Genomic DNA, 18,782 nt, shown 5'->3' on the forward strand with positions numbered 1-18,782 from the left:
CTAGTTGATCAGTTCCGGCATCTGGTAAATCGGGTCGACGATGAAAGTGCCCGGCTTTGAAGTCCGGACTTTTCAGAGGTGTTCGTAAGGCGTGAGACCTCTGAGGGTCTTGAGACAGCGCGTGAAAGGCCCGCGAAGTGAGCTAAACGCTCTCCACGAAACCAGGGCAATTCCAAGTCCCCTCTCGGCAGTCAATAGGGCCGCGTTTGAGCTTCGCCAGCTTCGGTTTGTCGCCTCCGACCTCGGGGAGAGGCGAGGTGGCCTGTCGCCAAAGGCACCGATGCTGCGCTGACCTGGTCAGGTGAGGGTTCCCACGTCTTCGAGTATCGGCTCCAGCGCAATCAGGTTAAATCGCTCCGGTTGGTCCGGCGAGACGGCGAGATTGCTCGTCGAGACCTCCTCGCCGAAAGCTGTTCGCTGCAAGTAGAGAACGTGCGCCGCGCGCTCGACGTCAATCATGGTTTCGGGGCTGATGTCTCCGAGACACCCGAGACGGCGCGGCCTGAACCATTTGCAACCATCCTAGCGGCGGCTTAGGCAATCCAATCTTACAACAACACCAATAGTGGCCGGAACGATGTTTCTGGCTGACAACCCCCTTTCCCGTTGACGCCGGTCGGGCTCAAGTAGACGTAAACCAAAGCATCTGCATTATCGACCTTCATTTCATAGAGATTGGACGAAGGATACGCCGCATAGCCTGCCGAAGTCTGCAAAAGACGATGCGAGGTCATCTGCCAAATTGCCATTGTTGCCCACACTTCTTTCGGGTTTTCCAGGCACTGGTCCCGAATAGGTAATCGATGCGGTCTAGATTCCGGTCGTGAACGTGGCGCGCTCGGCTTTAGTTAGGGCCGCTAACTCTCGCGGCGAAATTGCGAACACATGGCGCGGCGTTCCGGCGGCTGCCCAGACTAGCGTGAATTCCATCAGGCGGGGATCCATGAAGGCGCGCGCAGGGGAGAGGTGCCCGATAGGGGACACGCCGCCGACAGCGAACCCGGTGGTCTTGCGCACATTGTCAGGGGCGGCGCGTTTCAGATCTTCTCCGGCCAACGTCGCGGCAAGCGCAGTATCAACCTGATTGCCGCCTGCTGTCAGGAAAAGAAGGAGTGAGCCGCTGTCGACGCCTTCAAAGACAATCGTCTTGACGATCTGATCCCGTTCGCAACCAATTGCGGCTGCGGCTGCGGCTGCGGCATCACGGGCGGTGCGCGCGTTCCCGGTCTCTTGAATGCGTGGGGCGACTCCTGCGGCATGCAGCGCAGAGCGGACGCGGGAAAGGCTTTTGCTCATGCTGACAGGCCTGCCGGAATTCGGTCGGGAGATCAAGCTTTGCCGCATTGACGCGGCACTATGAGGCTGCGCTATTGGAGCTATGACAACCGGCCTTGCAATATCCCGACTTCCCCGAGCGTTTGACCTCGACCTTGCGAGGGAAGCGCGCAGTCTGTTCCCCGAATTCACCGGCGAGATGTCCGATCTCGTGGCCGGTGCCGGTGGATCGAGCCCGTATCTGATGAGCCTGATGGCACTTGAAACCGGCTGGCTCCCCGAAGCGCTGACAGATCCGGACGCTGCGGTCGCGGCTGAACTGGCTGCTGTCCGCGCCTTGCCCCCTGATCAGTTGAAGCCGGGGCTGCGGCGCGCGAAGCAAAGATTGGCATTGTTGACCGCGCTTGCGGACCTGTCCGGTGCCTGGCCGCTGGAACGGGTGACGGGGCTGCTCACCGATTTCGCGGGACTGGCCGCCGATGTGGCCGCCAAAGCCGAGATCGCCGCATTGGTCCGGCGGGGAAAGCTGCCCGGTCAATCCGAGGATGACGTTGAATGCGCGGCCGGGATGGTCATTCTGGCGATGGGCAAGATGGGGGCGCACGAGCTGAACTATAGTTCCGATATCGACCTGATCGTGCTCTTTGATGAAACCCGGTACGACCCCGACGATTTCTACGATGCGCGGCAGGGGATGGTGAAAGCAACGCGCAACTTTTGTTCGACGCTCAGCGATAAGACCGCCGATGGCTATGTGTTCCGCACCGACCTGAGGCTCAGGCCTGATCCGGCGGTGACACCGGTCTGCATGGCGATGGAGGCAGCCGAACGGTATTACGAAAGCCTGGGCCGGACCTGGGAGCGGGCCGCCTATATCAAGGCGCGCCCCTGCGCAGGCGACCTTGACGCTGGCGCGCGCTTTCTCAAGGCATTGCGACCATTTGTCTGGCGGCGGCATCTAGATTTCGCCGCGATCCAGGACGCGCATGACATGCGCCTGCGCATTCGCGAGAACAAAGGGACGGGCGGACCGCTGACAATCCCCGGCCATGACATGAAGCTGGGGCGGGGTGGCATTCGCGAGATTGAGTTCTTTACCCAGACCCGACAGTTGATCGCCGGCGGGCGTGATCCCGACTTGCGGATGCGCGGTACCGTGCCGGGGCTGGAGGCGCTTGCCGCCAAGGAATGGGTGCCGCACGATGTCGCCGACCGGCTCGCCGACCACTACAGGGCCCATCGGGAAGTTGAACACCGCATCCAGATGGTGCATGACACGCAAACCCACCGGTTGCCGCAGACCAAGGATGGCTTGGAGCGGGTCGCCTGCCTGATGGGGACCGATGTCGGGCAGATGACGGCGGACATCACCCGCAGGCTGAACGAAGTGCATGAGTTGACCGAGGGGTTCTTCGCGCCGGGAAGCCGCAGCGGTCAGGCGCAGCAACCTGTCGAAACGGTCGAATTCGACGAAAACGTTCTGTCGCGCTGGCCCACATATCCCGCACTGCGTTCGCAACGCGGGCGGCGGATCTTCGAGCGTCTGAAGCCGGAACTGCTGAGGCGGTTGGCTAAGACGGCAAAGCCGGACGAGGCATTGCTGGCGCTTGATGGCTTCCTGGCCGGTCTGCCGGCGGGTGTGCAACTGTTTTCGCTCTTCGAAGCCAACCCGCAACTGATCGAGTTGCTGATCGACATTGTTGGTACCAGCAACATGCTGGCCAGTTACCTGTCCCGGAACTCCGGTGTTTTTGACGCGGTCATTGGGGGGTCGTTTTTTGACCGCTGGCCCGGGCTGGAGGTATTGAAGACCGAACTGTCCGAAAAGCTTGCGGCGGAACCCGATTACGAATTGCGTCTGGATATGGCGCGGCGCTGGACCAAGGAATGGCATTTCCGCATCGGTGTGCACCACCTGCGCGGATTGATCGGAGCCGACCGGGCCGGGGTGCAATACGCGGAATTGGCAGAAGCGGTCATTGCCGCGGTCTTGCCGGTTGTTATTGATCAATTTTCCGCCAAACATGGTATGCCCCCTGGACGGGGTGCCACGGTTCTGGGGATGGGATCGTTGGGGGCGGGCAGAATCAACGCCCAGTCCGACCTGGACCTGATCCTTATCTATGATCCACAAGATGTCGAAAACTCTGATGGGCCGCGCCCTCTTGCGACGCGAACTTACTACGCCCGACTGACGCAGGCCTTGATCACAGCGTTGACCGCGCCGATGTCGCAAGGAAAGCTCTATGAGGTGGACATGCGCCTCAGACCTTCGGGGAATCAGGGACCGGTTGCCACAAGCTGGGCCAGTTTCACCGCTTATCAGCAAAGCGAGGCCTGGGTGTGGGAGCATTTGGCGCTCACGCGCGCCCGTCCGGTGGCTGGAAACCCGGAACTGGCGGTTGATATCGAGACCTTCCGAAAAGAGTTGTTGTCAGGTCGTTCGGAACAGGACCAGGTATTGCGGCAAATCGCCGACATGCGCGCCAGACTTGCGGCTGCCAAGGTCCCGTCTGGCCTCTGGGATGCAAAGACCGGGCCGGGGCGGATGCTGGACATCGAACTGGTCGCCCAGGCGGGCGCCTTGCTTGCCGGAAGTGCCGCGCACGACGTGGCCTCGGGTCTCGACGCCGCGGTCGCTGCCGGTTGGTTGGAGGTCGCAGATGCACACTCACTTCGGCATGCATACGACCTATTCTGGTCGGTACAGACTGCAGCACGATTGCTGTCCAGTACACTGATTTTGCCCGAAAGCATGGGTGAGGGCGGCGCGGTGTTCCTGTGTCGCAGTACCGGATTTGGAACGATTGAACAGTTGGCCGCCGCGCTGGAGGAAAACTATGCCGTGTCGGCAGATCTGATCGACGCGGCGGTGGGAGAGTGGGAAGATGCCAAAGACGGGTGACCGGTTCGATCCCAAAGGGTTGATCTTTGAATCCTATAGAATCGAAGGCATAACGCTTCAGGAATGCCGCACCATCTTCCTTGACTGGGCGTTGAGCCTGCCCATCGGACTGGATCAGCGCGAGGCGCTGAGCGACCTGATTTCTCGCTACGGGCCAGAGGCGCCCGATCATCCGATGACAGACGTCATCCGGGACGGGCTGAGCGCCACGGCCACCCCCAAAAGGCGCGGTGGTTGGCGTTCGCGAGATAGAAACTGACCGTATCGATCCGAGCAACAATCTTCGAATCGTACTCAATTTGTCGCAAAGTCGCCCCAATTCTCCATCAAATTCCCTTCAAACGGTAGCGGCTGTGGGAGTCGCAACCCGGTCAAGGAGAAGTAACGATGAAGACCTTGCGGATTTTCCTAGCAGCTGGTTTAGGGCTGACCGTTACGGCTTGTACGGCTGTCGATATTCCTACCCGTAACGCTCCTTTTGAGGATCTTCCGAATTCGGCCGTCAGTGCGCCGGCCGGCTATGACCTTATCCAGCCGCAGATCGCGGCGAAACCGCAGGCCGCAACGGGACAAGTCGTTATCCCACACGGGGATGTTGTGGCGCGCGCCGCAACCGACGACACGGGCGGGTTGACCATTGCGCCGGGCCAGTCGCCCGTGCAGATCAATTCGGTTACCGTTGTTGTGCCGCGTTCTCTCAAGGTTTCGGAACGCAACAGCTATCTGCCGCGTGGTGACATTGTCTGGCGCGAGGATCCGATCGGCGACCGTCACGCTCAGGTGCAGAAGATTGTGCAGGACGCAATGGTGCGTGGCGTCAGCCCGCTGAGCGGCCCGGTCAACGCCGACCTGGAAATCGTCCTCAAACGCTTTCACGCGTTGACCGAAAAGGCACGGTATACCACTGGTGGCATCCATGCGATCACCTTTGACATCACCCTCAAGGATCCGGCCACAGGCGCGCAGCTGATGCCGCCGCGCGAAGTGCGCGCCGATCTCGAGGCGTTTGGCGGCCAACAGGCGATCAATGCCGAGGCACGTGGTCAGACCCAGAAAGTGCGTATCACCGATCACTTGGCTTGGGTGATCCAGCAAGAGCTGACCGATCCCGAAGGATATAAGAATGCATCGCTGGGTATCATCCAGGTGATGAATCGCCTCTAACACTTCCCAGCCACTGGGAATGAGATTAAGAGGGCGCTCATGACAGCGCCCTCTGACGTTTTTGACCGTCCCCGCATCCGCCTGAAGCCCAAGGCCAACGCCCGTGCCATCCGTCATGGGGCACCTTGGGTGTTCGATAACGAGGTGGTCACCGACCGCCGCACCCGCAAGATCGCGCCGGGAACGGTTGCGGTGCTCGAGGATGACAACCGCACAGCCTTGGGGTTGGTGGCGGTCAATCCCGGCTCGCGCATTCTGGCACGGATGCTGGATCGCGACCCCGAGGCGGATTTGAACGCCACCTGGTTCGAGGCGCGGCTGACCCGGGCGCTTGCGATGCGCGAACGCCTGTTTGACGCGCCTTTTTACCGCCTTGTCCACGCCGAAGCCGACGGGTTGCCGGGCGTCATCATCGACCGGTTCGGTGACGCGGGTGTGATCCAGCCGAATGCCGCCTGGGCCGAGGCACATCTGGGCTTGCTGAGCGCGGCGCTGATCAAGGTCACTGGTGTCAGCACTGTTCTGAAGAATGCATCGGGCCGGACGCGGTCACTCGAAGGGCTAGATGACCAGAACGCGGTGCTGGCCGGGGCGGCGCCTGTGGCGCCGGTTCCTGTGCCTATGAATGGCGCGACCTATATGGCAGATCTGACCGGGGGCCAGAAAACAGGTCTGTTCTACGACCAGCGCCCCAACCATGCCTTTGCCGCGCGGCTGGCGGGGCAGGGCGCGCGGGTGCTGGATGTGTTCTCTCATGTGGGTGGCTTTGCGCTGGCGATGCTGGCCGGCGGCGCGGGTAGTGCTTTGGCGGTTGATGGCTCTGCCCCGGCGCTGACGTTGGCCGAACAGGGGGCGCTGGCCTCGGGCCTGGCCGGGCGGTTCGACACTCGGCAGGGTGACGCCTTTGACGTGATGACCGCGCTGGGCGAGGAAGGCGAAACATTTGATGTGGTGATCTGCGATCCGCCCGCCTTCGCACCCTCGAAACAGGCGCTGGATGCGGGACTACGCGCCTATGAACGGGTGGCGCGGCTGGCTGCGGCGCTGGTGCGGCCGGGTGGTTATCTGGGTCTGTGTTCCTGCTCCCATGCCGCCGATCTGTCGCGGTTCCGCGAGGCCAGCGTACGCGGCATCGGCCGCGCCGGGCGCAGCGGGCAGTTGATCCATACCGGTTTTGCCGGGCCGGATCATCCGCAGCTGCCGCAACTGGCCGAGAGCGGCTATCTCAAGGCGGTGTTCTTCCGGCTGTGAAAGCGGTGCTCGACACTTGCGTGATCTATCCCACGGTCATGCGCGAGATGCTGCTGGGCGCGGCGCGGCTGGGGCATTTCACGCCGCTCTGGTCGGCCCGCATCCTGGAGGAATGGGCACGCGCGGCGGTCAAGTTGGGGCCGGCGGGGGAGGCGCAGGCGCGCGCCGAGATCACGCTGACACGCGCCACCTGGCCCAGGGCCGAGGTGCCGCAAGCGCCGGGCGTCGAGGCGCGCCTCTGGCTGCCGGATCCGGCGGATATCCATGTTCTGGCCACGGCCATCGCCGGGTCGGCGGATGCGATCGTTACCCTCAACCGTTCCGATTTCCCGCGCAATATCCTGGCCGAGGAAGGGCTGGATAGGATCGACCCGGATGCACTCCTTTTGCAGTTTTTCAATGATGGCCCTGAGGGTTTTGCGCGCATGGCGGCAAAAGTGCTGGATGAGGCCAACCGCCTGTCCGGCAAGACATGGACTCTCCGCAGTCTGATGAAGAAGGCCCGGCTGCCCCGGCTGGGCAAGGCGCTGGAACACTACCGCTCAGAGTGAACGCAGGATCCCGGCCGCGATCTCGAACGAGCGTTTGCGCGCGGCGTGATCGTGGATTTGTCCGGTCAGGATCACCTCGTCGGGTTGATAGCGGTCGATGATGCGGGTCAGATCGGCGCGCACGGTCCCGGCGTTGCCCACCGCCGAGATGCTGAGCGCGGCATTCACCCCGGCCAGCGTGGCGCGGTCCAGATGCGCTGTGATATCGTCCACCGGTGCCGGCAGTTTGCCGGGCCGCCCCATCCTGAGCCGGGCAAAGGCCTGTTGCATGGTGGTGCGCAGGCGCACCCCCTCGGCGTCGGTTTCGGCGGCAAAGACATTGATCGCCATCATCGCATGGGGCTGATTCAGATAGGCCGACGGGCGGAAGGCGCGGCGGTAGACGTCCAGCGCCTCCTCCAGCGCCTGCGGCGCGAAATGCGAGGCAAAGGCGTATGGCAAGCCCAGCTGCGCGGCCAATTGCGCGCCATAGAGGCTGGACCCCAGGATCCAGACCGGCACATGGGTGTTCTGGCCGGGAAAGGCGCGTACCCGGGCCGCCGGGTCCTCGGGGCCGAGAAAACCGACCAGGTCGATCACATCCTGCGGAAAACTGTCCTGCTGCGACAGACCCCGGCGCAGGGCGCGCGCGGTGGCCATGTCGGTGCCGGGCGCACGGCCCAACCCCAGGTCGATGCGGTCGCCATAAAGCGCGGCCAGCGTGCCAAAGGCCTCGGCCACCATGTAGGGCGCATGGTTGGGCAGCATGATGCCACCGGCGCCGATCCGCATCCGGCTGGTCCGGCTGGCGATATGGCCGATCAGCACGGCGGGTGCCGCACTGGCGATGCCGGGCATGTTGTGATGCTCGGCCAGCCAGTAGCGGTGATAGCCCAGCGCCTCGGCGTGGGTGGCCAGATCGGCGCTGTTGGCCAGCGCCTGAAGAATGTCGCTACCCTCGGGCACCGGGGCAAGGTCGAGCAGGGAATAGAGCATGAGAACTGTCCTGAGGGTCAGCGAGGCTGCCAGCGCGCTTCGAGCCGGTCGAGCGCGGCGATGCGCTCGGCCGTTTTGGGATGGCTGAGCAGCCAGGCTGGCGCCACGCCCGCGCGCTGCTGGGTCAGCGCGTCGAGCTTGTGAAACAGCGCCTTTTGCGGCGCCACGCCGATACCCGCCTTGGTCAACAGGGCGGCGGCATAGGCGTCGGCCTCGTACTCGTCCGCCCGGCTCAGCCGCGCGGCAAGCAGGGTGGTCAGCATATTGGCAATCCAGACGCCGAAGAAGGGGATGAACCGACCCAGCAGCATGGCGAGTGCGGTGCGCATGGCGTTCTGGCCGGAAAAGTCGATCATCCGGCGCCGCGAATGGCCCAGCGCCACATGCCCCAATTCGTGCGCAATGACCGATGTCAGTTCCTCGCCGGTAACCTCGCCACTTTGATATTTGCGGTAGAAGCCGCGCGTGATGAAGATGCGTCCGTCAGGGGCGGCCAGCCCGTTGACCGGGTCGATCTCGTATATATGCACCGGTACGCGGGCCACGCCCAGGGCCGCCGCCAGCCGGTCGGTCAGCCGTTTCAGCGCCGGGTCGGCCAGTTCGGTCGAGCGGGCATCCAGCTCGCGCCGGGTCCGCCAGGCCGAGAAATGGTACATGGCAAAGGCGTAGAGAACCGCCAACAGGATCGGGGTGACGCGCAACATGGGTCAGATATGGGGCGTTCCGGGGCCCGGGGCAAGCGGCAAGCCGCCGATGGCAGGGCATACCCGGTTCCGGGCGGCTTTCTGGGCAGAGTTCTGCCCCCGCATCCCGCACCGCAGACAGGGTTTCCGCTGGTTTCATTCGGGTCCGCGCAAGGGGCTTGTCGCGCCAAAGAGCCCGCGCCTAGCGTGCCACCGGCGGCCCGATGTAGCCGCGCGCTTTGATGCAAGGAACCACGAGCGATGATGACCAGATTGACCCTATTGATTGCCTTTGCCCTGCCGCTGATGGGCTGTTCCGAGCCCGAACCCGAGCCGGTTCAGATCCTTGAAGCCCCCTCGTTCGACAAGTTGGGCAATCCGGTCTGTCCCGAAGGCTATAGCCTCGCCACCACCGAGACCGGAGAGCCGGTTTGTGCCGGGGTCGTGTACTGAACGCAGGATGTTGCTGGCCGCCGCGCAAGTGGCGGTCAGCGGGTCAGCACCCGCATGCCCTGTTCCAGCCCCGACAGAGTCATGGGCACCATCCGGTCGTCGAAAATCTCGCGGATCATGCCGATGGAATGGGTATAGTCCCAGTATTTCTCGGGCACCGGGTTGATCCAGAGATTGCTGGCCCATTGCTCGCGCGCGCGCGCGAGCCAGACCTGACCTGCCTCTTGGTTCCAATGCTCGTTGGCGCCGCCGGGATAGGCGATCTCGTAGGGGCTCATTGAGGCATCGCCCACAAAGATGCATTTGTAATCGGGCCCATAGGTGCGCAGCACCTCATGGGTGGGGATCTGCGTATCCCAGCGGCGGCGGTTGTCGCGCCAGACGCCTTCGTAGAGGCAATTGTGAAAGTAGTAATATTCCAGATGCTTGAACTCGGCACGCGCCGCCGAAAACAGCTCTTCGACCACCTTCACGTGCGGGTCCATCGAGCCGCCCACGTCCAGGAACAGCACCACCTTGACCGCGTTATGCCGTTCGGGGCGTTCCTTGACGTCCAGATAGCCGTGTTCGGCGGTGGCGCGGATGGTGCCATCCAGGTCCAGCTCCATCGCCGCGCCCTCGCGGGCCCAGCGGCGCAGGCGTTTCAGCGCCACCTTGATGTTGCGGGTGCCCAGTTCGACCGTGTCGTCGAGATTCTTGAACTCGCGCTTGTCCCAGACCTTGACCGCGCGCTGGTGGCGGCTTTCCTTCTGGCCGATCCGCACGCCTTCGGGGTTGTAGCCATAGGCGCCAAAGGGAGAGGTGCCGGCGGTGCCGATCCACTTGTTGCCGCCCTGGTGGCGGCCCTCTTGTTCCTTGAGCCGTTCGCGCAGCGTCTCCATCAGCTTGTCGAACCCGCCCAGCGCCTCGATCTCGGCCTTTTCCTCGGGCGACAGATACTTTTCGGCCATCTTCTCCAGCCAGTCGGCGGGGATGTCCACGGCCTCCATCACCTGCTCAAAGGTGATCTCTTCCAGCCCCTTGAAACTGGCGGCAAAGGCGCGGTCGAACTTGTCGATATTGCGTTCGTCCTTCACCATCGACACGCGGGCCAGGTAATAGAAGGCCTCGACATCGTAAGTGGCCAGCCCTTTCTTCATACCTTCGAGAAAGGTCAGGTATTCGCGCAACGACACCGGCACCCCGGCTTTGCGCAAATTCTCGAAAAAGGGCAGGAACATCGGCTTAGACCATCAGACGGTGGATCACCAATGTTGCTATCATCCCAAGAAGAGCAAAGGCAATTGCGTAACCCACCGCATACTGTGCGATATCGGCAGCCGTGCCGTTACGTCGCTTGGCGGTCAGGCCGCCAAGAAGGGCGCCCACCAGCGCCGCCGTGATGACAATCATGCGTGTTTACCCGCCCAGTCTGTTGCGGGGGTTCAGCGCCGCGATCTCCTGCATCTTGGCGCGAACCGCCCAGTCCGAGCCGAACCCGTAACGTGCCCAGCCGACGCTGTCCAGCCGCACGGCGCGTGCTTTCTCTGCATCACCCAGGAGCTCGAGCGCTTCGGCCTCGAGCATCATCAGGGTCGACAGAAGGGCTGCGTTTTCCGAACGCTGCGCCACCGGCAGCATCGGGCGTATCTGCGCCAGCGCGCTGGCTGCATCGCCCAGGGTGATGGCATGTGCCGCGGTCTGTGTCGTCACATACGCGCGGTGCAGTTCGGTTCCCGGGGTCGATTGCAGGTACTGCATCGCGGTCAGGAAATGCCGCTGGGCCAATTGTGGGTCGCCAGACTGCAACATCCGGCCCATCATGTAATGTCCAAACGCGCGGCGGTGGTCGGTCCAGCCCCAGGCCTGGGCCAGATGCGCGCTGCGATTGGCCGATTCCAGCCGGGTCTGATAGGCGGTGCCGGGGCCAAGCGCGGTCTGGACCGCTTCGATCCATTCTCGCGGAGTTGCAGTCACCGGTTGTGGCGCATAGGTCACGCCGCGGGGATTGAGACGACCCAGGATGTCGGGCAAGACGGCTGCCACCTCGGCGCGTGTCATACCGCTGCGCAGTTCCGGCGCGTAAGTCGCCTTGAGCACCAGCATGTCGAATCCTGTTAGGACGGTATGGATATTGTCGTCGTTAAAGACCGAATCGGGCAGGCGGTAGAGATCGTTCAGCGGGCCGATGGCCTGCGCCAGTTCCTCGTGCAGGCAGTCGCGCAACTCTTGCGGGCTGCTGTCATAGGGAACGAACACACCTAGCCGTTCCCGGTTGCGCAGACTACCCCAATTGGTCTTGTCCTTGCGGCGGTCGCGGCGAAATTCGCTCAGGCTGGACACGTTCGGAACCACGAAACAGGCGGCCTGCGGCAACGCACGGCCGATCTCCTCGCGGCTGACGGCCTCGATGGTGATATTGGCCGCACCGGCGGTGATCTGGCGGATGTCGATGCCTGCTTCGTTGCGCATCCGACCCAGCAGACGGGTCAGATCTGGTTGCAGGCTCGGCGGCGGAGAGCCCGTCACACGGACCGTGATCGGAGTTTCGAAGCGCGTGAACACCGGCAATTCCCGCCCACTCTCCAGTTGGAAATGCAGAGACAGGAAGTCGGCCGCGATATTGCCGTTGGAGCGTTGTGCGGGTTGCGGCTGCGGGCTGCCGAAACTCTTCATCGGCTGGACTGAGAATTCCGTGGTCTGGGCGCGTGTCGGCGTATCTTCGAGCGGGACAGTCGAACAAGCCGCGAGACCAAGAACCGAGACCAAAGACAGCGTATGAGCCAAACGCATTCCGATGCGGTTGCGCGGCGTAGACTTTGTGGGGGTAACGGTGCTGAAAATCTGCATCTTTGTCACTGCTCAATGATACCAAGAACCTGTCGTCGCGTCCGTTCCGTGGGTGGCCGGATCCGTTTCGCAAGATCATGGTCGCATCGGCAACGGGGTCAAAGCAAGCGCGACAAGGCGATTTAAGGGCTCATTTACCAGTATTTTCGAAACAAAATGGGCGGCCGCAACGGGACCGCCCACGTCTTGGAACCAATATACCGATTCAGCGCTTGTTTCGCGCCATGAAGGCGAGACGTTCGAAAAGATGCACATCCTGCTCGTTCTTGAGCAACGCACCATGCAGTTTCGGCAGGGCGTTTGCGCCGTCGCGGCGCAGGTCTTCGGCGGTCAAATCTTCGGCCAGCAGGAGTTTCAGCCAGTCGAGAACCTCGGATGTCGAGGGTTTCTTCTTCAGGCCCGAGGTCTCGCGAATCTCGTAGAACTGGGTCAGCGCGGTGCTCAGCAAGGCTTCCTTGATGCCGGGATGGTGAACCTCGACGATCCGGCGCATCGTGGTTTCATCGGGAAACCGGATGTAGTGAAAGAAGCAGCGACGCAGGAAAGCGTCCGGCAGTTCTTTTTCGTTGTTCGACGTGATGATCACGATCGGCCGGTTCCGCGCCTTGATCGTTTCACTGGTTTCGTAGACGTGGAACTCCATCTTGTCGAGTTCCTGAAGAAGGTCGTTGGGAAACTCGATATCGGCTTTGTCGATCTCGTCGATCAGCAGAACCACCTTTTCATCCGCCTCGAAGGCCTGCCACAGCTTGCCCTTCTTGATGTAGTTCGAAACGTCATGAACGCGCTCTTCGCCCAACTGGCTGTCGCGCAGTCGGCTGACGGCATCGTATTCATACAGGCCCTGCTGCGCGCGAGTCGTCGACTTGATGTTCCATTCGATCATCCGCAAGCCCAGAGCACCGGCGACTTGACGGGCCAACTCGGTCTTGCCGGTGCCGGGTTCGCCCTTTACCAACAAAGGCCGTTCCAGCGTCACGGCTGCATTGACCGCGATGGTCAGATCCTCGGTCGCCACATATTCGGCGGTTCCCTGAAAACGTGCGGTCATGGCAAATCCCTTCGGCGGCGCGTATCGCAGGTGAGGTAAAGGGACGCTGACCGTTTGGCAAGGCACGCCGCTGCGTCGCGTGTTGTGGCGAGTGCGGTCAAGTGCGGCCAATTTTGCGTCCTGTCAATCTGGTTCCGCCACGTAACAATGCCTGCCGCTTTTGTAGATCATTGATGAATTGCCAGAAAAACAAGGGTTTGAGCCTTAAATTTCAGCGCCATGAAGTTTTCCGCTCTGGGGCCCGATTTGGTCGCTTTTGCATGTCATTGTGTAGTGACATTCCCGGGCCCGTCGGTTAAAGGCAGCGGCAGAAGGGGGTGCCGAATGTCTGAACACACTACCGATACGGACGTTGTTGGCCATACCGAGGGAGCAAAGATGAAGCCGGAATCCTTTCTGCCGGAAGACTATCGCCCGGCCGAAGACGAGCCATTCATGAACGACAGGCAGCTTGAGTATTTCCGCCGCAAGCTGCTTAATTGGAAAACCGAATTGATGGCGGGAAGCCGCGACACGATCGAAGGCTTGCAGGACAGCACGCGCAACATTCCTGACGTGGCGGATCGCGCCAGCGAGGAAACGGATCGGGCTCTGGAGCTCCGGACCCGTGACCGCCAGCGCAAACTGGTCGCCAAGATTGACGCCGCTCTGCGGCGGATCGACGAAGGTGAGTTTGGTTATTGTCAGGTCACCGGAGATCCGATTTCGCTCAAGCGTCTCGATGCGCGCCCAATTGCCACCATGACGCTGGAGGCACAGGAACGTCACGAGCGCCGTGAAAAGGTCCATCGCGACGATTGATCCGCTGATACTGCGACAATCTGCGAAAACGCCGAGGCTTTTGCCTCGGCGTTTTTCCGTTAAGGGAGTGCCATGCAACTCAACGGTATCAAAATCGTCATCGTAGGCGCCGGGATTGGCGGGTTGGCCGCGGCATTGGCTCTGAAGGCGCGTGGTGCCGACGTGAGCGTACTGGAGCAGGCAGAAGCAATCACCGAAGTTGGCGCTGGCATTCAGGTCAGCCCAAATGGCGCGGCGGTCCTGACAGCGCTTGGCCTGCAAAAGGAGTTTGAGGCAGCTTCGATCCGGTGTCGTGCCGTGGTGCTGGCTGATTACAATCGTCGGGGCGAGGTTCTGCGGCTTGATCTGATGCGCCATGCGCACGACCTGCGCTTTGCCTTTGTACATCGGGCCGACATGATCGACCTGCTGGCGGATGCCGTACGGCAGGCAGGCATCAACATTCGCCTGCTGCAAAAAGTTGACAGTGTAGAGCCCGGGTCGCCACCGACTTTGCGCATGACCAGCGGCGCCCGAATCTCGGCGGATCTGATTGTCGGGGCCGATGGGCTTCACAGCCCCGCGCGCAAGGCGCTGAACGGGTCGTCAAACCCGTTCTTCACGGGGCAGGTGGCCTGGCGGGCAACAGTGCCGAATGACATCGGCCTTGCCGACGAGGCCCGCGTGTTCATGGCGCCCGGGCGGCACCTTGTGTGTTACCCTCTGAGGAACGGCAGTCTGGTCAATCTGGTCGCGGTGCAGGAGCGCCGAGATTGGGCGGCGGAAAGCTGGAGCCATTCGGACGACGCCGACAACCTGCGGGCCGCGTTCAGCGATTTCTCGGACCTGCCCATGTCGTTGTTGGGCAGGGTTGTAGACCCGGGTCTGTGGGGGCTGTTCCGGCATCCTGTGGCCAGCTGCTGGCACAAGGGCCGGGTTACAATCCTGGGCGATGCGGCGCATCCGACCCTGCCATTCATGGCGCAGGGCGCGAACATGGCGCTGGAGGACGCCTGGGTTCTAGCCGAGGAACTGGCGCGGGCGCCCGGGATCGAAATTGCGCTGGAGGCCTATCAGAACCGCCGACGGCCTCGGGTCGAGCGGGTGGTCGCGGCTGCCAATGGCAATGCCTGGAAATACCATCTGCGGTCAGGGCCGGTTCGCGCCGCGGCGCATGTGGCGCTTCGTCTTGGCGGAATGGCGGCACCTGTTCGCATGGTTCGGCAGTTCGACTGGATCTATCGCCACGATGTGACCTGCGGCGATTGAGCCATCAGAGGTCGAGCGTGATCCAGACCGGCACGTGGTCCGATGGCTTGTCGTCGCCACGAACGGATTTGTCGATGCCGCAATCCGTCAGCAGATCGGCGGACTGTGGGCTGAGCAGCAGATGGTCGATCCGTATCCCGTCATTCCTGTTCCAAGCGCCGGCCTGATAATCCCAGAAGGAATAGTGACCCGGCCCCTGTTCCCGGGCGCGAAAGGCTTCGGTAAACCCGAGGTTCAAAATTCGGCGAAACGCGGCCCGGCTTTCGAGGCGAAACAGCGCATCCTCGCGCCAGGATTCGGGGCGCTTTGCATCTTCGGGCTGGGGGATGATGTTGTAATCTCCAGCCATCAGGGCCGGTTCCTCTGCGACTAGCAATTCGGCGGCGCGGCGGCGCATCCGCTCCATCCAGTTTAGTTTATAAGCGTATTTGCCGCCCGGAACCGGATTCCCATCTACATCCAGTTCGACCGGGTTGCCATTCGGGAGGTAGAGGCCGCAGATCCGCAGCGCCATTTTTCCGACAACCGTGGCCTCGATCCAGCGCGCCTGTTCGTCGGTGTCGTCTCCCGGCAGGCCGCGGGTCACATCCTCGAGTGGGAGTTTCGAAAGGATCGCCACCCCGTTGAAGCTCTTCTGTCCGTGTGTCTCGACATTGTAACCCCGCTCCTCGAACAGTTCGCGCGGGAAAGCATCGTCGACGCTCTTGATTTCCTGCAAGACGACAACGTCGGGCTGGGTTTGGTCCAGCCACCCGGGCAGGGCGGTTATCCTAGCCTTGATCCCGTTGATGTTGAAGGTGGCGATCTTCATGGAGGCGCTCCCTGTCCTTTTCACAGACGGTCTATCCCTGAAAGGGACATAGGGGCAAGACACAGCCCTGCTCCTTGAGGGTGTCACACCGCGATTCTGGAAATTGATTCGCCAATAGATTGATAGGAATTCAGGCATTTTCATGAAAATCTTGCCTTGTGGATAAAAAAATTCAATTGTTGCAGTGCGATGCAATTTTCTTCGATGTCATATTTTTGCCTCTATTTGTTAATGTGGATAACTGAATGTTTTGCAATCTAAAATAGAAAAAAGCTTTTCATTATTTTGCTGGGCTGCAACCGTGAGGGGGTCAAACACACCTAAAAGGGGACCTTCGACCATGACTGCAATGTTCAAGACTGACTATTCCGCGGCTTTCGCAAGCGATCGTTTCAGCACGTTGGACGGTGATGTGACCGGCCTGTTTTCTTCGGGTTCCGCACCCAGGGCACAGGCATGCGGCCAGATCGGAGAGGGGGTCGAGATGTTCTCGACCAGCTGCGGCCCGATGCTGGGCGCGGATACGATTGAGGGCGAGGGGACCCAGCTCTACTCGACCAGCTGCAACCCCGCCAAACGGTCGACGGTGATCGACGGCGAAGGCGTGCACATGTTTTCGACCAGCTGCCAGATGACCGGGTCCAATTCGATGGCCGGAGAAGGAACCCAGATGTTCTCGACCAGTTGCCAGATGTCGGATGCCGTCGCCGTCAAGCTGGGCGAAGGGACCCAGATGTTCTCGTCGGGCAGCTAAGACGCTCGGACCAAAAGGCAGGCCGGCTTTCCACTGGGGGCCGCGAAACAGGAGAAAAATCTCATGTCGAACGTCATCCAGTTGAATGCCCGGCGTACCCTGGCCAGGCCCCTCGCGGGGCCTGCCGCCCTCGTCGCCGGTTTCGCCGATCACCGGCGCTCTGTCGACGATGTTTTTTGGCTCAAGGAAAACGCCGAGCTACTGAACATTCTGGAATGTACGGGGCAGACGCTGGAACCAGCCGCGCTTGAGCCGCACCACGCCCTTTATCAAGAGATCGAAAAGCGGCTTGAGTTCTTTCCGCAATACTATCGCTTTTTGCTGTCGCTCTGCCTGGACCTCGAAGACCTCGGTCTCGGCGGCGCCAAGGGGGAGGCATCGGCGCACTGGGTCGCTGCGCAGGGCCTGCCCGAGGCGGAACTGTCGGACCTGCAACGCGCCGAGGCGCGGCGCCTGCTGTCTCGGCGCGGCGTCGTGCTGCGCTCCGACGACGGCGCGCTGACAGAGCGTTTGCACCGGTTCATCTCGCGGTCGGCAACCTTTGCCTTGCCGAACAAGAAGGCTGCGTATGAGCTGACCCATATCGTTTTTTATCTGTCGGAGTACGGGCGCAAGAATCCAGAATTGCCACCTCAAGCGCTGATCAGCTTGGAATATGCCGGGATTCTCGCCTATCTGGAACAGAACGCGGATCTTTTGGCTGAAATCTGTGTCGCCATGCGCTACGCTGGCGCGACACCGTCAACAATCTGGGAAGATTGGGTTTTGAACGCTGCAAGGGCTTTTACAGTTCTAGATCGCCCAAATGAGGCGGCGCAGGATGATTATCACGAATACCTCGTTTGTGGCTGGGCGGCCCGGGTTGCGGGGGCGCGGGCGTTCGAAGGTCCGTTGGCTGTGGGTCCCTCGGCATTTTACCGGGAACCGGCCTTTGCCGGCCCATTGCGGACAATATCCGAATGCATCTTTCGAATGGGGGCTGGACGCAGCGGTGACTGGGGGGTCATGGCCCCCCGGGTCACGGCCGCGCTGGGACAAAAAGGCCACGATATCCTAGCTGAAGCGGTTTCGAGCAGTTCGCATTTCGATAGTTTCTTTGCGGGCTTCGCGCGGGCAGCGCGGATGCAGGTGGCGGTGTGAGGGCGGCGCTGGGTGGCGGGCTGCTGGTGGTAGCCTATACCGCTGTCATCTCTTCGGCCGACGCCATCACTAAGTTCATCGCTCAAGGCTATGCCGCGCCACAGTTGTTCGCCATCTCGGGGATGATCGTTGCCGCGCTTAGCCTGGTTGCGGCAGGAGGGCGTTCTGGTAGGGCGCTGCGCACCGCCTGTCCTAGGGCCATGGCCTTGCGCGCGGCGGCGACGGTTCTGGCGTCGATTTGTTTCTTTTACGCCTTCCGCTTGCTGCCTTTTGCTGATGTCTTCGTATTCGTCGGGCTGATGCCGATCACGGCGGCGCTGATGTCCGGCCTGCTGTTGGGCGAACATCCGCGCCCGGCTGCTTGGGCTGCTTTGGTCGCGGGGTTTGTCGGGCTTCTTTGCCTGATGCCCGGCGGTATCAGCACGGCGTCACATGGCCATCTCTGTGCCATGGGCGGCGTAGTGACCGGAACGTTTTCGCTCGTCCTTTCGCGCTATATCGCCCGGTTTGAACAAAACGCGCTGGCGCAGGTGTTCTACCCCAATCTTGCCCTTGGGCTCAGCACTTGTCTGGCGCTGCCGTTTGTGTGGAAGCCGATGCTATTGACAGATATGGGCTGGGTTCTAGCCTATGCCGGGCTGCTGTTCTCGGCACGCTGGCTGCTGGTCGTGGCGTTGCGCCTCTTGGCTGCCTATGTAGTGACGCCGCTGTTGAACCTGCAATTCGTCTGGATGGTCGGGCTGGGCGCCTTTGCCTTTGGTGAATGGCCGCAACCGATGACGTGGCTTGGCGTGGCCATCGTTATGGGGTCGGGGTTGTTCCTGCTTTGGGATCAACTGGCACCGCAGCGTGCCCCTCTTTGGCGTGCCCGAACAGATCCCTGAAGGCAGT

20 protein-coding genes and 2 pseudogenes are annotated in these 18,782 nt (G+C 61.7%); 11 read left to right on the plus strand and 11 right to left on the minus strand.

All coding sequences use genetic code 11. From position 1 onward, the window contains the following. From OEZ49_RS03840 to OEZ49_RS03855, 4 genes and pseudogenes are all read right to left on the minus strand, one after another. Positions 1-126 (minus strand): annotated as a pseudogene (locus tag OEZ49_RS03840) (IS481 family transposase); the annotation flags it as partial. Between the two features lie 67 nt (positions 127-193). Further along, positions 194-307 (minus strand): annotated as a pseudogene (locus OEZ49_RS03845) (IS481 family transposase); the annotation flags it as partial. Next, positions 298-459, minus strand: a complete 162-nt coding sequence (locus tag OEZ49_RS03850; RefSeq protein WP_263387089.1) for a hypothetical protein — start codon at positions 457-459, stop codon at positions 298-300. The gene OEZ49_RS03850 and the pseudogene OEZ49_RS03845, both read right to left, overlap by 10 nt. A gap of 351 nt (positions 460-810) precedes the next feature. Continuing rightward, positions 811-1,296 (minus strand): YbaK/EbsC family protein, encoded by a 486-nt coding sequence (locus tag OEZ49_RS03855; protein WP_263387090.1) that lies wholly within the window; start codon positions 1,294-1,296, stop codon positions 811-813. Between the two features lie 82 nt (positions 1,297-1,378). On the opposite strand from OEZ49_RS03855, the gene OEZ49_RS03860 reads away from it, so the two are divergent. From OEZ49_RS03860 to OEZ49_RS03880, 5 genes are all read left to right on the plus strand, one after another. Further along, positions 1,379-4,180: a [protein-PII] uridylyltransferase family protein gene (locus OEZ49_RS03860; RefSeq protein ID WP_263387091.1), complete on the plus strand. Its 2,802-nt coding sequence runs from the start codon at positions 1,379-1,381 to the stop codon at positions 4,178-4,180. After that, positions 4,164-4,439, plus strand: a complete 276-nt coding sequence (locus OEZ49_RS03865; protein WP_164127734.1) for a hypothetical protein — start codon at positions 4,164-4,166, stop codon at positions 4,437-4,439. Before OEZ49_RS03860 ends, OEZ49_RS03865 begins: the two co-directional genes overlap by 17 nt. Positions 4,440-4,777: 338 nt before the next feature. Next, positions 4,778-5,344: a DUF6778 family protein gene (locus OEZ49_RS03870; RefSeq protein WP_263387092.1), complete on the plus strand. Its 567-nt coding sequence runs from the start codon at positions 4,778-4,780 to the stop codon at positions 5,342-5,344. 39 nt (positions 5,345-5,383) lie between these two features. Continuing rightward, positions 5,384-6,595: an RSP_2647 family RNA methyltransferase gene (locus tag OEZ49_RS03875; RefSeq protein WP_263387093.1), complete on the plus strand. Its 1,212-nt coding sequence runs from the start codon at positions 5,384-5,386 to the stop codon at positions 6,593-6,595. After that, a complete protein-coding gene (locus tag OEZ49_RS03880; protein ID WP_263387094.1) occupies positions 6,592-7,146 on the plus strand; it encodes an RSP_2648 family PIN domain-containing protein in 555 nt (184 codons plus the stop codon). Before OEZ49_RS03875 ends, OEZ49_RS03880 begins: the two co-directional genes overlap by 4 nt. Here OEZ49_RS03880 and OEZ49_RS03885 read toward each other — a convergent pair. Further along, entirely contained in the window at positions 7,138-8,121 is a 984-nt protein-coding gene (locus tag OEZ49_RS03885) for an LLM class flavin-dependent oxidoreductase (protein ID WP_263387095.1), read from the minus strand. The two genes, OEZ49_RS03880 and OEZ49_RS03885, sit on opposite strands and share 9 nt — an antisense overlap. 17 nt (positions 8,122-8,138) lie before the next feature. Continuing rightward, the gene (locus OEZ49_RS03890; RefSeq protein ID WP_263387096.1) at positions 8,139-8,825 is read right to left on the minus strand and encodes a M48 family metalloprotease; all 687 of its coding nucleotides are present in this window, start codon (positions 8,823-8,825) and stop codon (positions 8,139-8,141) included. Positions 8,826-9,068: 243 nt separating this feature from the next. Between OEZ49_RS03890 and OEZ49_RS03895 the strand changes: the two genes are divergently transcribed. Further along, the gene (locus tag OEZ49_RS03895) at positions 9,069-9,257 is read left to right on the plus strand and encodes a hypothetical protein (protein WP_263387097.1); all 189 of its coding nucleotides are present in this window, start codon (positions 9,069-9,071) and stop codon (positions 9,255-9,257) included. Between the two features lie 35 nt (positions 9,258-9,292). Here OEZ49_RS03895 and OEZ49_RS03900 read toward each other — a convergent pair whose 3' ends face one another. The 4 genes from OEZ49_RS03900 to OEZ49_RS03915 all read right to left on the minus strand — a co-directional run bounded on the left by OEZ49_RS03900 (position 9,293) and on the right by OEZ49_RS03915 (position 13,137). Further along, on the minus strand, positions 9,293-10,477 hold the full coding sequence (locus OEZ49_RS03900; protein ID WP_263387098.1) for a vWA domain-containing protein: 1,185 nt from the start codon (positions 10,475-10,477) through the stop codon (positions 9,293-9,295). A gap of 4 nt (positions 10,478-10,481) precedes the next feature. Next, complete coding sequence (locus tag OEZ49_RS03905; RefSeq protein WP_164127716.1) at positions 10,482-10,649, minus strand: apolipoprotein acyltransferase; 168 nt, start codon at positions 10,647-10,649, stop codon at positions 10,482-10,484. 6 nt (positions 10,650-10,655) lie between these two features. After that, entirely contained in the window at positions 10,656-12,029 is a 1,374-nt protein-coding gene (locus OEZ49_RS03910) for a DUF2927 domain-containing protein (RefSeq protein ID WP_397545648.1), read from the minus strand. A gap of 262 nt (positions 12,030-12,291) precedes the next feature. Continuing rightward, the gene (locus OEZ49_RS03915; RefSeq protein ID WP_263387100.1) at positions 12,292-13,137 is read right to left on the minus strand and encodes an AAA family ATPase; all 846 of its coding nucleotides are present in this window, start codon (positions 13,135-13,137) and stop codon (positions 12,292-12,294) included. 378 nt (positions 13,138-13,515) lie between these two features. Between OEZ49_RS03915 and dksA the strand changes: the two genes are divergently transcribed. Together dksA and OEZ49_RS03925 are read left to right on the plus strand one after the other, a co-directional pair. Further along, positions 13,516-13,938 carry an RNA polymerase-binding protein DksA gene (dksA, locus tag OEZ49_RS03920; RefSeq protein WP_164127758.1) on the plus strand — a complete coding sequence of 141 codons (423 nt, stop codon included), beginning with the start codon at positions 13,516-13,518 and terminating at the stop codon, positions 13,936-13,938. A gap of 72 nt (positions 13,939-14,010) precedes the next feature. Next, complete coding sequence (locus tag OEZ49_RS03925; RefSeq protein WP_263387101.1) at positions 14,011-15,186, plus strand: FAD-dependent monooxygenase; 1,176 nt, start codon at positions 14,011-14,013, stop codon at positions 15,184-15,186. Positions 15,187-15,190: 4 nt separating this feature from the next. Here the strand turns inward: OEZ49_RS03925 and xth are convergent, their stop codons facing one another. Beyond that, positions 15,191-15,997, minus strand: coding sequence for an exodeoxyribonuclease III (xth, locus tag OEZ49_RS03930; protein WP_263387102.1), 807 nt, complete (start codon positions 15,995-15,997; stop codon positions 15,191-15,193). Positions 15,998-16,337: 340 nt separating this feature from the next. Here xth and OEZ49_RS03935 point away from each other — a divergent pair, with 340 nt between their 5' ends. The 3 genes from OEZ49_RS03935 to OEZ49_RS03945 all read left to right on the plus strand — a co-directional run bounded on the left by OEZ49_RS03935 (position 16,338) and on the right by OEZ49_RS03945 (position 18,775). After that, positions 16,338-16,751 carry a DUF6749 family protein gene (locus OEZ49_RS03935; protein ID WP_263387103.1) on the plus strand — a complete coding sequence of 138 codons (414 nt, stop codon included), beginning with the start codon at positions 16,338-16,340 and terminating at the stop codon, positions 16,749-16,751. A 63-nt stretch (positions 16,752-16,814) separates the two neighbouring features. Further along, entirely contained in the window at positions 16,815-17,891 is a 1,077-nt protein-coding gene (locus OEZ49_RS03940) for a DUF6902 family protein (RefSeq protein WP_263387104.1), read from the plus strand. After that, a complete protein-coding gene (locus OEZ49_RS03945; RefSeq protein ID WP_263387105.1) occupies positions 17,888-18,775 on the plus strand; it encodes a DMT family transporter in 888 nt (295 codons plus the stop codon). Before OEZ49_RS03940 ends, OEZ49_RS03945 begins: the two co-directional genes overlap by 4 nt. Positions 18,776-18,782: the final 7 nt, after the last annotated feature.

Origin of the sequence: Ruegeria marisflavi (genome assembly GCF_025673445.1) — a bacterium.
Lineage (GTDB): Bacteria > Pseudomonadota > Alphaproteobacteria > Rhodobacterales > Rhodobacteraceae > Ruegeria_B > Ruegeria_B marisflavi.